This window comes from Streptomyces sp. TG1A-8 (genome assembly GCF_030499535.1).
GTDB lineage: Bacteria > Actinomycetota > Actinomycetes > Streptomycetales > Streptomycetaceae > Streptomyces.
Genome location: NZ_JASTLB010000001.1, coordinates 5,871,235 through 5,886,372 on the forward strand (window position 1 = coordinate 5,871,235; position 15,138 = coordinate 5,886,372).

Genomic DNA, 15,138 nt, shown 5'->3' on the forward strand with positions numbered 1-15,138 from the left:
ATCACAGCATGTGTCCATACGATTAAAGGTGCAACTGGGTGAAATACGGTACTTTTCACCCGGGTGGCGGAGCCGCCCCTGGGCCGGTTGAGCAGCGCGCTTGCGTCCCGCGGAGCTGTGGTGATCTTTACCTCGGGCACTCCGGGGCGCGTGCGGCGCGAGCCAGTACCCTTGCGATTCACCTGAACGGTTGCAGCGGAAGGCGGTCCGGCCGATGACTGAAGCCCCCGACCCCGAGGTCGTGGAGCTGGCGACCAGGATCTTCGACCTGGCCCGGCAGGGGCGGACGGAAGCACTCGTGGCGTACGTCGACGCGGGCGTCCCGGCCGGCCTCACCAATGACCGCGGCGACTCCCTGGTCATGCTCGCGGCCTACCACGGCCACGCCGACGCGGTGCGCGCGCTGCTCGTCCGCGGCGCGGCGGCGGACCAGGTCAACGACCGGGGCCAGACCCCGCTCGCGGGAGCCGTCTTCAAGGGGGAGACGGAGGTCGTCAGGGTCCTCGTGGAGGCCGGCGCCGATCCCGCTGCCGGTACCCCCTCGGCCGTCGACACGGCACGCGTGTTCGACAGGGCGGACCTGCTGGAACTGTTCGGCGCACACTGATCCGGACGCCCTGACCGGGCACGGCGCGGAAAACGGGGGAGGCGGTACGGGGCCGCCGGAAATACGGTCGCGGCAGCACACGCCGCGGGTCATCATGACGTCGTGATTCACGGACGCGATGGCTGGGCAGGTGTTGCCGCACCGCGCGGGCCGTGACGCGGCCCGCCTGGGCCACCGACGAGAGGCAGAGAGAAATGGTCTACGGCAAGCAGGAGACGGCGGGCGCCCCGACGGTGGGTCACGCGGCCAGGTAATGCGTGTCCCCCGGTTGCGTCGACGCTTGATGTGAGGCTGTTTCCCATGTTCGATCCGGTCATAGCGCCCAGCGGTACGCTCCTCGGCCTGCTCCAGCGTGGCCGCGGCGACGGCACTCTGCACGCGCTCACCGCTCCGCGCGCGGAAGCGCTCGCGGCCCTCGACCACTGCGTGCTCCACGACCCCCGCCACGACTGGCAGGTGGAGAACCGCTCCCTGTACTACGCCCGGCTCTACCTCGACCTCGACGGCGGGCTGGACGCCATCGAGGCGCACCTGTCCGCCCCCGAGGACGTCCTGGACGCCGACGAGTCCCGCACCGGCCTCGCCCTGGCCGTGCTCGGCCACCTCGCCTCCTACGGACGGCGGGACGCGCTCGAACTGCTGCGCGGGTACGCCGCCCGCGGCTCCAACTGGGCCTGGGCGCTGGACGAGCTGGCCCTGCGGGACGACGACGCGGGCCTGCGCGCCCTCGCCGTCCCCGTCCTGGCCCGCTTCGCCACCGACCCGCAGGGCGAGGCCGAGCTGGCCGCCGCCGTGCGCGACGCCTTCGAACCGCGGCCGTGGCGGCTGTGGGCACGGGATCCGCGCGAAGACGTCGCCACCCGCGTGCGTGCCGCCCACGAGACCGGCTGCTTCGACCGCTGGCAGCGCCAGATGCGGCCCGGCGGGCCCCGCCCCGGGTGGAGCGTGCGCGCCGTCCTGGAGTGGGCCCAGCAGGGTGTCGAGCGCGGTGCCGTCCTCCACGTCCCGGCCGCCCGCTGCCTGGCCGCGGTGGCCGGTCCCGAGGACCGGCCGGAGATCCTCCGGGCCGCCCGGAGCGGAGCCGAGGGCGCCCGCTGTACGGCGCTGCGCCACCTCGCCGAGCACCACGACCCCGACGCGCTCGCCCTGATCGAGGCCGCCGTGGCCGACGGTCCGGCCCCGGTCGTGGAGGCCGCCGCCGAAGCCTTCGAGCGGATGCGCAGCACCGCCGCCGTCGAACGCGCCCGCGGCTGGGTCCGGCGTCCGGACGCCCTCGGCGCCGCCGCCGGCCGCGTGCTCGCCTGCCGCGGCGGGGTCCAGGACGGCGACCTGGTCCTCGGCGCCCTGCGCGAGGCCGTACGCGGTGAGGGCCCCGACGCCCCCACCCTGTGGACCCTGGTCGACGGCGCCGGACGCCTCGGCATCGCCTGCGCCGCTCCCGTGCTGCGCCACGTCTACCGCGAGACGGCCTCGTCCCACCTCCGCGGCCGCGCCGCCCGCGCCCTGGCCGCCACCGACCCCTGCTTCGCCGCCGGCTTCGCCGTCGAGTGCCTGTGGGACTGCGAGGAGACCACCCGCGAACTCGCCGCCCGGCACGCCGAGACCGGCGACGCCCGGGTCGTCGAACGGCTCCGCCGCCTCGCCGCCGACCCGGCCGAGGAGGCCGAGGTGCAGACGGCGGTCCGCAGCCGGATCGGACCGGAGACGCAGGCCATGTGACCCTCACCGGGCGGCGCGCCCGGGCCGCCCGGTCCGGTGCCCGGGTTCAGCGGTGCCGTACGGCCGTGAACCGGACGGGCGTGCCCGGGAGCGCCTGGGCCGCGGTCGGCAGGTCGGCGGCGCGGACCACGGCGATCACCGGGTAGCCACCGGTGGTCGGGTGGTCGGCCAGGAACACCACCGGGCGGCCGTCCAGCGGGACCTGGACCGCGCCGAGCACCATGCCCTCGCTGGCCAGTTCGCCCGGCCGGGCCCGCTCCAGGACGGGTCCCTCGGTGCGCAGGCCGATGCGGTTGCTCGCCGACGACACCCGGTACGTGCGCGTGGTGAGGTCGCGGACCGCCCGCGCCGTGAACCAGTCGTCGCGCGGACCCAGGGTCACCCGGAGCACCAGCTCGGCAGGCGGAGCCGGCTGCGGGGCCACGTCCACGTGCGCGGCGGGGCCGGCCGGAGTGCCCAGCGGCAGCACCGTGCCGTCGCCCAGCGGCGCCGGGCCGAGGCCCGACAGCAGGTCGGTGGCGCGGCTGCCGAGGACCGGCTCCACCGCGATGCCGCCGCGGACGGCCACGTAGGAGCGCACCCCGGCCACGGCGGCGCCCACCTCCAGCAGCTCACCGGCGGGCACGACGACCGGAGCGCCCCAGGCCGCCGGGCGGCCGCCCACCGTGACCGGACACGGCGCGCCCCCGACCGCCACGGTCACCGCGGACCGCGGGCGCAGCGCGCAGCCGGTGAGGGTCGTCTCCAGGACGGCCGCGTCCGGCCGGTTGCCGGCCAGTCGGTTGACGAGCGCCGCCGCGGGCGGGTCGAGCGCCCCGGAGCGGGGCACGCCGAGGTGCGCGTACCCGGGCCGCCCCCGGTCCTGCACGGTCGTCAGCGCCCCGGCCCGCTCGACGACGAGCGCACGGTCGCTCATGGGTCCTCCCCCGGGGCGAAGCACCCGCGCACGGGCCCGTTCATGCATGCCCCCACGGTACGAAGCGCACGCGCGCGCCCGGGGAGAGCAGCGCGGCCGGTTCGCGCGCGTGGTCCCACAGCACCGCGTCGGTGGTGCCGATCAGCTGCCAGCCCCCCGGTGAGGAGCGCGGGTAGACGCCCGTGTACGGCCCCGCCAGCGCCACGGCGCCGGCCGGGACCGCCGTGCGCGGGGTGGCCCGGCGCGGGACGTGGTAGCGGGCGGGCAGACCGGTGAGGTAGCCGAAGCCGGGCGCGAACCCGCAGAAGGCCACCGTGAACTCGGTGCCCGCGTGGATCCGCGCCACCTCGCGCTCGGGCACCTGCCAGTGCGCGGCGACCTCGGCGAGGTCCGGTCCGTCGTAGCGCACCGGCAGTTCGATCGTCCCCCGCGCGCGGGGGGCGGGGGGCGGCACGTCGGCGGAGGCCAGTTCGCCCGCCCAGCGGGCCGGGTCGTCCAGGCCGTCGAGCAGGACCGTACGCGCCGCCGGGACGATCTCGCGGACGGTCAGCGAGCCCTCCGCGCGGCGGCGCAGCAGGTCGGCGTGCAGGGCCTGCGCCTGCTCGCCCGTGGCGACCTCCACGAGCAGCGCTTCCTCGCCCACGGGCAGCGTCCTCATGCGAACGCCTCCACCCGCACGCCCGCCGCGGCCAGCCGCCCGCGCACCCGGCGGGCCAGCTCCACCGCGCCGGGCGTGTCGCCGTGCAGGCACAGCGAACGGGCGCGCACCGTGATGCGCGTGCCGGAGTGCGCGATGACCTCGCCGGAGCGCGCCAGACCCACCGAACGCTCCACGACGGCGTCCGGGTCGGTCACCACCGCGCCGTCCCGGCCGCGCGGCACGAGCGTGCCCTCGTCGGTGTACGCGCGGTCGGCGAACGCCTCGGTGACGGCCGGCAGGCCCGCCCGCGCGGCCAGGTCCAGCAGGCGCGAACCGGGCAGTCCCAGCACCGGCAGCGCGGTGTCGGCCAGCAGCACGCCCTCGATCACCGCGGCGGCCTGCTCCCCGTCGTGCACGACCCGGTTGTAGAGCGCGCCGTGCGGCTTGACGTACGCCACGCGCGCGCCCGCCGCCCGGGCGAACACCTCCAGGGCACCGATCTGGTAGGCCACCTCGGCCGCCAGTTCGGCGGACGGCACGTCCATCGCGCGCCGTCCGAACCCGGCGAGGTCGCGGTAGGAGACCTGCGCGCCGATCGCCACCCCGCGCGCCGCCGCCAGTTCGCACACCCGGCGCATGGTGACCGGATCCCCGGCGTGGAACCCGCAGGCCACGTTGGCGCTGGTGACGACGGACAGCAGCTGTTCGTCGTCGGTGAGCCGCCAGCGGCCGAAGCCCTCGCCGAGGTCGGCGTTCAGATCGATCGCGGTCATCGTCTTCCGTGTCTCCGCTCGTGGTCGTAGGGGGGCGCACGACGTCAGCCGGTGCCGAGTACCCGGTACCGCTCGTCGCGTGCGCCGGTCAGGAACATCCGGCCCGGCGCGCGGGTGATGGCGAACGGCGGCCGGGAGGCCGTCACCACCGCCTGCGGGGTCGCCCCGCAGGCCCGGAACACCGGTACGTCGCCGGGGGCGGCCGTCACCGGGTCGCCGAAGTCCGGCCGGCCCGGGTCCCCGATGCCGGGGGCCGCCGGGTCCCCGCCGTGCACGGGCCCGCCGTGCACGGCCGGCAGCAGGCTGCTCTCCCGGACCGCGGTGCGCAGGTGCCGGGGCGGCACCGGGCGCACGGACACCACCATCGGCCCGTGCAGCCGGCCCGCCGGCCGGCACTGCCTGTTCGTCACGTACATCGGCACGTTGCGGCCCTGCTCGACGTGGCGGCTCGGGACGCCCGCCGCGGCCGGCGCCCCCTCGAAGGTGAAGCTGCACCCGAGCAGGAAGGACACCGGGTCGCCGCGCCCGTGCGCGCCCACGTCCGTCGGCTCTCCGACCAGTTCGCCGTCCTGCCGCACCCGGTAGCGCGGCAGGTCGGTGCGCAGGTCCGCGCCGGGGGCGGGGGCGGTCGTGGCGGAACCGGCGTCCGTCACGTCGAACACCGGGCAGGGCTTCGGGTTCCGCTGGCGGAACAGCAGCATGTCGTACGCCCAGTCGGCCGGCACCGAGATCAGGTCGGCCCGGGTGCGGCCCGCCGCGACCCCTGCCCCGGGACCCGCCGGGCCCTCCCGGAACCGGGCGCGCGCGGTGCGCGGGCTCCACGCGCGCCCGCTCGTCGGCCAGGGCCATCGGGAGGTCGCCGGTGCGGTCCACCCGCGTCACGCCAGCTCCCTCCCGCGCGTCTCCGGCAGCCCGAGCAGCGCCAGTGCCGCGAGACCGTAGCCGACCGCGCCGAACACCAGGGCCCCGCCCACTCCCCAGCCGTCGGCCAGGAAGCCGACCAGGGACGGGAACACCGCGCCCACCGCCCGGCCCGTGTTGTACGTGAAGCCCTGCCCCGTGCCGCGCACCGCCGTCGGGTACAGCTCGCTCAGGTAGCAGCCGAAGCCGCTGAAGATCGCCGACATGCAGAAGCCGAGCGGGAAACCGAGCACCAGCAACAAGGTGCCGGCGCCCTGGGGGATGTGGGCGTACGCCAGGACGCAGACCGCCGACAGCAGCGCGAAGAGCCAGATGTTGCGGCGCCGGCCGAGCCGGTCGGTGAGCTGGCCTCCGGTCAGGTAGCCGAGGAAGGCGCCGGAGATCAGGAAGGCCAGGTAGCCGCCGGTGCCCACGACGGACAGGCCGCGCTCGGACTTCAGGTACGTCGGCACCCAGGTGGCCAGGGTGTAGTAGCCGCCCTGCACGCCCGTGGACAGCAGGCCCGCGAAGACCGTCGTCCGCAGCAGGCCCGGCGAGCCGGCCGTGCCCGGCCGGAGGATCGCGGCGAACGAGCCGCGCCGGGGGCTGCGTTCGCGGGCCGCCGCCGCCTCCGGCGCGTCGTGCACCCGGCGGCGCAGCCACACCACCAGGAGCGCGGGCAGCGCCCCGGTCCAGAACATCACGCGCCATGCCAGGTCGTCGCCGGCGAAGGAGAAGACCAGCGTGTAGACCACCGCGGCCAGTGCCCAGCCGACCGCCCAGGCACTCTGGACCGCGCCGAGCGTGCGGCCCCGGTGCCGCGCGCTCGCGTACTCGGCGACCAGGATCGCCCCGACCGCCCACTCGCCGCCGAAGCCGAGGCCCTGCAGCGCGCGGAAGACCAGCAGCGTCTCGTAGGTGGGCGCGAAGCCGCAGGCGACGGTGAAGACGGCGTACGTGATCACCGTGATCATCAGCGCCCGGACCCGGCCCACCCGGTCCGCGACCACGCCCGCCACGGCACCGCCGACCGCGGAGACCACGAGGGTGACCGTGGTGAACAGGCCCGTGCGGCCGCTGTCCAGGCCGAAGTACGCCGAGAGCGCCACCATGCTCAGCGGCAGCGTGAAGTAGTCGTAGGAATCCAGGGCGTACCCGCCGAAGGCGCCGGCGAACGCGTGCCGGCCGCGCGGGCCGAGGGCGCGCAGCCAGTCGAACGCGCGGTTGTCGTGGGCGCCTCCGCCCGGCTTCGGAGGCACGCCGGAGGTCACGGACCGGGGCGGTGGGGTCGTGCTCATGGGCACCTCGCAGAGAGGAGGGAGGAAGAGAGCGGGGAGGGGCAGGGGGAGGAGGGCGGAGGACCGGGCGGGGCCGTGCGGACACCGTGCCGCGGGGAGCACCGTAGGGGGTCGTTCAACGATCCTTCAATACCCTCGTTGTCCCGTCCCCCGGTCTGCGGTTGAATTCCGGGCATGGCAGAGCAGCTGACGGAACTGGCCGACGACCGCGCCCTCCTGGGGCGCACCAGCACCGCCGAACGCGTCTCCGACATCCTCAGGAGCCGCATCGCCGAGGGCTACTTCCCGCCGGGCACCCGCCTGTCCGAGGACGGCATCGGCGGGGCGCTCGGCGTCTCCCGCAACACCCTGCGCGAGGCGTTCCGGCTGCTCACCCACGAGCGCCTGCTCGTGCACGAACTCAACCGGGGCGTGTTCGTCCGCGTCCTGACCGTGGAGGACGTGGAGGACATATACCGCACCCGGACCCTGGTCGAGTGCGCCGTCGTGCGCGGCCTCGGCGAGCCGCCGTACGCGCTCGGCGCACTGGCCGCCGCCGTCGAGGAGGGACAACGGGCCGCCCACGACCACGACTGGAAGGCACTGGGCACCGCCGACATCCACTTCCACCGGGAACTGGTCGCCCTGGCCGCCAGCGAACGCACCGACGAGCTGATGCGCAGCGTCTTCGCCGAACTCCGCCTGGCCTTCCACGTCGTGGACGACCCGCGCCGGCTGCACGAGCCGTACCTCGTCCGCAACCGCCGGCTCCTGCGGACGCTGGAGGCCGGCGACCGGCAGGAGGCGGAGCGGATGCTGGAGACCTACCTCGCGGACTCGCTGGAACGGGTCGTGGAGGTCTACCGGCGGCGCATCGGCGAGGACGGCACCGGCGCCCGCTGAGCCGTCGCCGGGAGCGTTCCCGCCTCGTTTGGATCGATGTCGGACCGAGGACCTAGTCTGTGCACCGTGACTTCGCCTGCACCGACGGACCCCGTTCCGCCCCAGCTCAGCGCGGGGCCGCGCCCGGCACCGGGCCCGGCCGCCGACGAGGGACTGGCGCGGCGGCTGCGCGCGCTCGCCTGCACCGCGCCGCTGCACGACCTCGACGCCCGCAAGGCCAACCTGGCCGGCGAGTACTCGGTGTACGGCATGGCCGAGGTGGCCCTGGCCGCCATCGACCTGGTCACCCTGAACATGGACTTCGACACGGGCGCCGACCACGAGCAGGTCGTGGCCCGGCTCGTCCCGCGCGTCGCCGCCCAGGCCCCGGGGCGCCCCGCCGCCGAGCACGAGCGCGTGGCCCGCTGGGTCCTGGAGAACCTGATCAACGTGGGCAGCGTGGACCGCGGCTTCCGCGCGGTGTACGGCACGTTCGCGCCGGACGGCACCTACGTCCGCCGTGACTACGACTTCAAGCTGATCGAGGAGGTCCCCGGCCCCGGCGGCACGGTCTACCTGCGCACCACCGACGAGGCGGTCAACGTCCTGGTCGGCGCCCTGGACACGGACGTCACCAGTGCCCAGATCGCCGCCGAGGTCAAACTCGAGGTGCTCATCAGCCGCGGCCGCCTCGCCGACGCCCAGCTCGCCGCCGAGCAGGCCCGCTACCGCACGGTGCAGTACTCCGAGACCCTGCGCCGCGCCCTGGAGGCCACCCGGCGCAACGTCCGTGCGGTCGACTGGCTCAAGGCCGTCCCGGACATGATCGCCGAGGCCCTGGACCACGTGGCGGACCGCTACCGCCACGAGAACGCGATCCTGACCAACATCCGCAAGGCCCGCGACGAGACCGAGGAACCCGAGCACAAGCGGCGCGCCGCCGAGCTGGTGGACATCGTCAAGGACTGCATCCGCCGGCACACCCAGCTCCAGTCGCGCCTGCTGGAGGCGGGCCCGCTGTTCCGCGCCGAACAGGACCGGCAGGCCTTCGCCACCCCCGCCACGACCTCCGGGACGGACCTGTACGGCCACCTGTTCGCGCCGCTCCTGCCGCTGCCCCTGGAGCGGGCGATCCGGGTCACGGACGCCTTCTTCGCGAGCGGCACGGGACTGCGCACGCCGGTGTCGGTGCGGGTGGGCGACCTGGTCGGCATCCTGCTGACACCGCCCGTGGAGCGGGAGCACCTGGGCGCGGAGATGCCGGAGCCCGACCTCATCGCCACGCCGGACGACAGCCGGTTCAGCGAGGAGCAGCTGGCCGCGGCGACGCGGCTGCTGGACCTGCCGGCGGACGCGCCGCGCAGGCTGTCCGGACTGCTGGCGCAGGCGCGCGCGGAGGATCCCGACCTGCCCTACCTCGTGGCCCTGCTGGCCGTCCACGCGGCCAGCCCTCCCGTGGGCACCGCCTACCGGCAGGGCGAGGAGAAACTGCTGTTCGCCGTGGACGACGGCACCGAGCTGGACGACCCCGAGTTCGGCGGGGCCGACCTGATCGTGGGCACCGCCCTGCTGGACGCGGCGGGGATGGCGGCCGACCGGGCGGAGGCCGCGTGACGGATCCGCCGGTGAGCCGGCGCGCCGCCCCCGCCCCCGCGCCCGGCCGCGCCCGCTTCGGGGCGAGCGTCCCCGGTCCCGCAGCCACCAATGAGGAGTCGCAGTCGTGAGTGAGCAGGCCGAGTGGAGTGACACGCAGGCCCCGGCCCCGTCGGCGTCCGCCGCCGTCACCCCCGCCGACGCCGCCGACGCGGCGCGGCTCGTCGCCTTCGGGCTGCAGCCCAAGCTGCAGCCCGCGCGGGACCAGGAGTACACCGAGCTGCTGCGCCGCCACCGGGACGACCCCGCGTTCGCACGGCTCGCCGACGCCGTCGCCGCCGGTCTCGGCCTCGTCGTGCTGGAGGTCTCCCCGCGCGCGGGGATGGCCGTCACCGCCGCCGAGGACTCGGTGTTCGCCGTCCGCATGGGCGACTACGCGCGCCGCACCGCCGCCGACTCCGGCGACCGCTTCCTGCACGGCCTGGCCCATCTGGCCGTCGCCGTGCTGGCGTTCCCGCGCCCCGAGGACCTGGCCGACGACTCCTACATCGGCCGGGTCACCGTCAACGGCGTCGACGCCTTCGTCCGGCAGGCCTGCCGACGCCTGGAGGAACGCGCCGAGGAAGAGGGCCGCAACACCGACCCCGAGACCGACGCGCCCGGCCTGGAGTCGGCCTGGCGGATCTGGGCCCGGCGCAGCGCCGCCGGAGCCACCAAGGACGCCCGCCGGCTGCCCGGTTCCACCACCGGGATCGTCGGCAAGGCGGTCGCCTTCCTGACCGACTCGGGCTTCCTGCAGCGCACCGGCGACGACAACGGCGGCACCTACCGCACCACGGCCCGCTACCAGCTCCAGGTCCGCGACATGGCCGGCAGCGCCGCGCTGGCCGAACTGCTGGAGCTGGGCGTCGTCCCGGTCACCGACGGCACGGCCGGCCTGCTCCCCGCCGAGGACACCGAGGACCTGGACCTGGTGGCCGACGCGGGGCTGCCGTTCCACTCCTGAGGGCCGCGCACCCGAAGGCGCCGCCCACCCCGCACCACCGCACGATGTCCGAAGACTTACGACGAGAGTCCGCCATGTACGAGCTGTCCCGGGTCCGCCTCTACTCCATCGGGCCCGCCGGTGCGCGCTACGCCGACACCGTGCTTGACCTGCGCGGTGTCGGCGAACCGGTGCCCGACCCCGCGCCCATGCAGGCGGAGTTCTTCGCGGAGGAGCCGTCCGGCCCGCCGCGCCGCCCCGCACCCGCGGGCGTGCTGTTCCTGGAGAACGGCGGCGGCAAGTCCGTCCTGCTCAAGCTGATCTTCTCGGTGATGCTGCCCGGCCACCGCAACACGCTGGGCGGCGCCAGCTCCGGCGTGCTGCGCAAGTTCCTGCTCGCCGACGACTGCGGACACGTGGCCCTGGAGTGGCAGCACGTGCTGACCGGCGAGTGCGTCGTCGTCGGCAAGGTCAGCGAGTGGCGCGGGCGCCAGGTCTCCAACGACCCCCGCAAGTTCGCCGAGGCCTGGTACTCCTTCCGCCCCGGACCCGGGCTCAGCCTGGACAGCCTCCCCGTCGCCGAGTCCACCGCCGTACGGCCGCCCGTCGAGGGCCAGTCGGGCGCCCAGGGCCGCCGCCGCACCATGAAGGGCTTCCGGGACGCCCTCACCGAGGCCGGCAAGGCCTATCCGCACCTGGAGGTGCACTGGGAGGAGATCCACGACCGCTGGATCGAGCACCTCGGTGACCTCGGCCTCGACCCCGAGCTCTTCCGCTACCAGAGGGAGATGAACGCGGACGAGGGCGAGGCCGCCGGTCTGTTCGCGGTCAAGAAGGACTCCGACTTCACCGACCTGCTGCTGCGCGCCGTCACCGACACCCGTGACACCGACGGCCTCGCCGACCTCGTCAGCGGCTTCGGCAACAAGCTGGGCCGGCGCGCCGAACTGATCGCCGAACGCGACTTCACCGCCGGCTCGGTCGACCTGCTCGGGCGGATCGTCGAGGCCGCCGACGCCCGCGCCCGCGCCCGGGACGTCCACGCCGGCGCCGAACGCCGCACCCGCACCCTGGCCCGGCGGCTGTCCGCCCGGGCCGTGCGGGAGCGGGCGCGGGCCGCCGACCTCGCCCAGCGGGTCACGGCCGCCGCCGACGCGGTCACGCACGCCGGGGGCGCCCGCGAGCGCAGCGCCCGCATCGCCGCCGAACTCGCCTACCGGCACGCCTCCCTGGCGCTCGCCGCAGCCGAGAAGTCCGCCGCCGCGCAGAAGCGCGAGCTGGCCGACGCGCGCACCCTGCACTCCGCCTGGCAGGCCGCCGAGGCCGTCCTGCGCCACCGCGCCGCCGCCGACCGCGTCGCGCGCGTGTCCGCCGCCATCCAGGAGGCGGAACGGGACGCCGCCCCCGCCCTCGCCGCCCGCGCCAGGGCCGCCGCGGACCTCGTACGCGCCCTGCAGGCCGCCGCCGGGCGCGCCGAGGCCCTCGCCAACGAGGAGGAGGAGCGCTCCGCCGCGCTCCAGGAGGTCGGCGACGCCGCCCACCGGGACTCCACCGGCGCGGCCACCGAGGCGCAGCGCGCCCGCAGCGAGGCCGGACACCTGCGCCAGCGCCTCGCCGAGGTCGAGCAGGAGACCGCCGAGGCGGTCCGCGCGGGCTGGCTCGACGACAGCGCCCCGGACGCCGACCCCGCGCGCGCGGCGCTCGCCGCCAGCGACGCCGGGAAGACCGCCGTGGCCGCCTGGGACGCGGCCCGCGAGGCCGCCCGACGGGCCACCGAGCACGCCCGGGAGGCGGCCGCCGCCGAGTCCCGCGCGGAGCTGACCGCGGCCCGCGCGGCGGACGCCGCGACCGCCGCCGAGCGCGCCCACGCCGCCGAGCGGCGCCTGGCCGAGGCACTGGCGGCCGAGGAACGGTTCGCCGAGCTGCTGAGCCTGCCCGGCGCCCCGGGACCCGGCCGGGCCCGGGTGCCCGGCCCCCGGACCGAGGCGGACGGCACGGCCGGTGCCCGCACCGGCGCCGACCGCGGCACGGCGGACGCCGAGCGCGGCGCCGACCGGTACGGCGCCGGCGAGCCGGTGCGCTCCGGCGCGGACGGCACCGGGCGTCCGCCCGCCGACGGCCCGCTGACCCCCCAGGACCTGGACCGCTTCGCCGACGAGCTGCGCGAACTGCTCGACGACGCCGTCGGCTCCGCCGAACGCCACCTCTTCGACCTGCGCACCGCCGCCGCCGACGACGCCCGCATCCTCGGCGCCCTCGGCGACGGCGGGCTGCTGCCGCCCGGCCCGGACGTGCTGGCCACCGTCGAGTTCCTCGGCGAGCACGGCATCCCCGCGCTGCCCGGCTGGCGCTACCTCGCGCAGGCCGTCGACCCCGCCGACCACGCCCGCGTGCTCGCCGCCCGCCCCGAACTGGTCGACGGCGTCATCATCACCGATCCCGACACGCACGCGCGGGCCCGCCGGACACTCGGCGAGGCCGCCCTGCTGCCCCGTTCCGCGGTGGCCGTCGGCACCGCCGCCGCGCTGCTCGCCCCCACCCCGGCGGCCGACGCCACCTCCGGTGACGTCTTCCTCGTCCCGCCGAACCCCGCCATGCACGACGAGCACGCCGCCGACGAGGAGCGGCAGGCGCTGCGCGCCCGGGCCACCGCGCGCGACGAGGAGATCCGCACCCTCGCCGCCCGCCTCGGCAAGGACCGCGAACTGGCCGCACGGCTCGCCTCCTGGCGCACCGGCTGCCCGGCCGGCCGGCTCACCGAGCTGGCCGAAGCGGCCCGGGACGCGCGCGCGTTCGCCGAGGAGGCCGAGGCCGAGCTGGCCAAGACCCGGACCGTGCGCGCGGAGGCCGACGAGGCCGCCGCCGAGGCCGTGCAGGTCCGCGACGAACGGCAGGAGGCCGCGCAGAGGGCCCGCCGCGCCGCCGACGCCCTCGCCGGGCTCGCCTTCCGGCTGCGCGAGCGCGCCGGCTGGCAGGCGAAGCTCCGCGAACTCGTCGACGAGGCCGCCGAGTCGGAGGCCCGGGCCCAGGCCTGCCTGGAGCGTGCCCGCGCGGCCGACGAGGACCGCCGCGCCGCCCAGCGGGCCGCCGACGACGCCCGCCGCACCGCGCGGGCCCTGCGCGCCGAGCGCGCCGAGATCGCCGGTGCCCCCGACGACGTGCCGGAGGGCGGCGAGGACGCGCCGAAGGCGTCCCTGCCCGCCCTGCGCGAGGCCTACCGGGCCGCTTCCCAGGTCTACGAGAAGGTCGGTGTCGGCGCCGACCTGCGCGCCGAACAGGCCCGCGCGGAGAGCGACGAGAGCGCGGCCCGCGCCGAGCTGGACCGGCTCAGCAACAAGGTCCGCACCCGGGCCGAGCAGCTGCTGCAGTCCCCGGACGGCTCCGACGGCCCCTCCCGGCAGGCGGCCGCCGCGCGCGCCGAGGAACTGGTGCAGTTGCTGGAGACCCGCATGTCCACCGCGAGCGAGCAGCTCGGCCGGCTGCGCGGCGAGACCGAGCGCCTCGCCCCCGAGGACGGCGAGGCGCACACCGAGCTGCCCGGGGAACTCGTCCCGCGCGACGCCGAGCACGCCCAGGCGCTGCTGCGCACCGCCACCGCCGAACTCGCCGCCCGCACCGATGCGCTGGCCGAGGCCCGCGGGGCCCACGCCGAGCTGCTGGAGGCGCACCGGGCCGCCGAGGACGCCGCCGGCGGCTTCGACGAGATCGCCGCGATGCTCCGCGACCTGCTGCGCGAGCACGTTCCCGAGGAGGGGCGCGAGGAGCCGGAGCCGTATCCCGGCACCCTGGAGGAGGCCCGGCACTCGGCCGCCGAGACCCGCCGCTCGCTGCGCGGCTGCGCCGCCGACCTGTCCACCGCCGAGACGGCCGTGCGCGAGGCGGGCGACGTGCTCGTCCGGCACGCCAACTCCACGCGCTACGAACAGGTCCGCACCCCGGCCCGGCAGCAGATCCGCGAGCTGCCCGCCGCCGCACTGCCCGAGCACGCGCAGAAGTGGGCCGACGCCTTCGCGCCCCGGCTGCGCGTCCTCACCGACGAGCTGGCGCAGCTGGAACGGAACCGGGACTCGATCGTGGACCGGCTGCGCGGTCTCGTGGAGTCGGCGCTGGCGACGCTGCGGTCCGCCCAGCGCCTCTCCCGCCTGCCCGAGGGGCTCGGCGAGTGGTCGGGGCAGGAGTTCCTGCGCATCCGCTTCGAGGAGCCCGACCAGGCGACGCTCACCGAACGGCTCGGCGAGGTCGTCGACGAGGCCACGCGCGCGGCCGTGAGGAAGAACTCCGACCTGCGCCGCGACGGCATGTCCCTGCTGCTGCGCGGAGTGGCCGCGGCACTGCAGCCCAGGGGAGTGGCCGTGGAGATCCTCAAGCCCGACGCCGTCCTGCGCGCCGAGCGGGTGCCCGTCGGGCAGATGGGCGACGTCTTCTCCGGAGGCCAGCTGCTGACCGCGGCCATCGCGCTGTACTGCACGATGGCCGCGCTCCGGTCGAACGACCGGGGCCGGGACAAGCACCGGCACGCGGGCACGCTGTTCCTCGACAACCCCATCGGCCGCGCCAACGCCACCTACCTGCTGGAGCTGCAGCGGGCCGTGTCCGACGCGCTGGGCGTGCAGCTGCTGTACACGACCGGCCTGTTCGACACGACCGCGTTGGCGGAGTTCCCGCTGGTCATCCGGTTGCGCAACGACGCCGACCTCCGGGCGGGCCTGAAGTACATCAGCGTGGAGGAACACCTCCGGCCGGGGCTGCCCCAGCAGCCGCAGGCGGGGGAGGCGGTCCACAGCGAGATCACCGCGACGCGGATGTTCAAGCGGCCGGCCTGACCCCCGCGCGCCGCGGCCGGTCC

The 15,138-nt window shown here is 76.3% G+C and carries 10 protein-coding genes and 1 pseudogene; 6 read left to right on the forward strand and 5 right to left on the reverse strand.

What is annotated here, in order from left to right; translation table 11 throughout:
- Positions 1-214 precede the first annotated feature (214 nt).
- Positions 215-607, forward strand: a complete 393-nt coding sequence (locus tag QQY24_RS25935) for an ankyrin repeat domain-containing protein (RefSeq protein ID WP_301975130.1) — start codon at positions 215-217, stop codon at positions 605-607.
- Positions 608-907: 300 nt separating this feature from the next.
- Positions 908-2,326: a HEAT repeat domain-containing protein gene (locus QQY24_RS25940; RefSeq protein ID WP_301975131.1), complete on the forward strand. Its 1,419-nt coding sequence runs from the start codon at positions 908-910 to the stop codon at positions 2,324-2,326.
- A 46-nt stretch (positions 2,327-2,372) separates the two neighbouring features.
- Here the strand turns inward: QQY24_RS25940 and QQY24_RS25945 are convergent, their stop codons facing one another.
- From QQY24_RS25945 to QQY24_RS25965, 5 genes and pseudogenes are all read right to left on the reverse strand, one after another.
- The gene (locus QQY24_RS25945; RefSeq protein WP_301975132.1) at positions 2,373-3,242 is read right to left on the reverse strand and encodes a biotin-dependent carboxyltransferase family protein; all 870 of its coding nucleotides are present in this window, start codon (positions 3,240-3,242) and stop codon (positions 2,373-2,375) included.
- 40 nt (positions 3,243-3,282) lie between these two features.
- Positions 3,283-3,900, reverse strand: coding sequence for a 5-oxoprolinase subunit PxpB (gene pxpB / locus QQY24_RS25950; protein ID WP_301975133.1), 618 nt, complete (start codon positions 3,898-3,900; stop codon positions 3,283-3,285).
- The gene (pxpA, locus tag QQY24_RS25955) at positions 3,897-4,655 is read right to left on the reverse strand and encodes a LamB/YcsF family protein (RefSeq protein ID WP_301975134.1); all 759 of its coding nucleotides are present in this window, start codon (positions 4,653-4,655) and stop codon (positions 3,897-3,899) included. The genes pxpB and pxpA overlap by 4 nt, the downstream gene beginning before the upstream one ends.
- Before the next feature lie 44 nt (positions 4,656-4,699).
- Positions 4,700-5,528 (reverse strand): annotated as a pseudogene (locus QQY24_RS25960) (putative hydro-lyase).
- A 5-nt stretch (positions 5,529-5,533) separates the two neighbouring features.
- Positions 5,534-6,853: an MFS transporter gene (locus QQY24_RS25965; protein ID WP_301975135.1), complete on the reverse strand. Its 1,320-nt coding sequence runs from the start codon at positions 6,851-6,853 to the stop codon at positions 5,534-5,536.
- Between the two features lie 174 nt (positions 6,854-7,027).
- Between QQY24_RS25965 and QQY24_RS25970 the strand changes: the two genes are divergently transcribed.
- The 4 genes from QQY24_RS25970 to QQY24_RS25985 all read left to right on the forward strand — a co-directional run bounded on the left by QQY24_RS25970 (position 7,028) and on the right by QQY24_RS25985 (position 15,115).
- Positions 7,028-7,735: a GntR family transcriptional regulator gene (locus QQY24_RS25970; RefSeq protein WP_301975136.1), complete on the forward strand. Its 708-nt coding sequence runs from the start codon at positions 7,028-7,030 to the stop codon at positions 7,733-7,735.
- Between the two features lie 66 nt (positions 7,736-7,801).
- Complete coding sequence (locus tag QQY24_RS25975; protein WP_301975137.1) at positions 7,802-9,328, forward strand: hypothetical protein; 1,527 nt, start codon at positions 7,802-7,804, stop codon at positions 9,326-9,328.
- 106 nt (positions 9,329-9,434) lie between these two features.
- Complete coding sequence (locus QQY24_RS25980) at positions 9,435-10,313, forward strand: hypothetical protein (RefSeq protein WP_301975138.1); 879 nt, start codon at positions 9,435-9,437, stop codon at positions 10,311-10,313.
- A 74-nt stretch (positions 10,314-10,387) separates the two neighbouring features.
- Complete coding sequence (locus tag QQY24_RS25985) at positions 10,388-15,115, forward strand: hypothetical protein (protein WP_301976359.1); 4,728 nt, start codon at positions 10,388-10,390, stop codon at positions 15,113-15,115.
- Positions 15,116-15,138 lie beyond the last annotated feature (23 nt).

Bases quoted from the DNA above. Each gene is read 5' to 3' on its own strand.
- QQY24_RS25940 (WP_301975131.1), top strand. From the start codon at position 908: ATGTTCGATCCGGTCATAGCGCCCAGCGGTACGCTCCTCGGCCTGCTC.
- QQY24_RS25945 (WP_301975132.1), bottom strand. From the start codon at position 3,242: ATGAGCGACCGTGCGCTCGTCGTCGAGCGGGCCGGGGCGCTGACGACC.
- pxpB (WP_301975133.1), bottom strand. From the start codon at position 3,900: ATGAGGACGCTGCCCGTGGGCGAGGAAGCGCTGCTCGTGGAGGTCGCC.
- pxpA (WP_301975134.1), bottom strand. From the start codon at position 4,655: ATGACCGCGATCGATCTGAACGCCGACCTCGGCGAGGGCTTCGGCCGC.
- QQY24_RS25935 (WP_301975130.1), top strand. From the start codon at position 215: ATGACTGAAGCCCCCGACCCCGAGGTCGTGGAGCTGGCGACCAGGATC.
- QQY24_RS25965 (WP_301975135.1), bottom strand. From the start codon at position 6,853: ATGAGCACGACCCCACCGCCCCGGTCCGTGACCTCCGGCGTGCCTCCG.
- QQY24_RS25970 (WP_301975136.1), top strand. From the start codon at position 7,028: ATGGCAGAGCAGCTGACGGAACTGGCCGACGACCGCGCCCTCCTGGGG.
- QQY24_RS25985 (WP_301976359.1), top strand. From the start codon at position 10,388: ATGTACGAGCTGTCCCGGGTCCGCCTCTACTCCATCGGGCCCGCCGGT.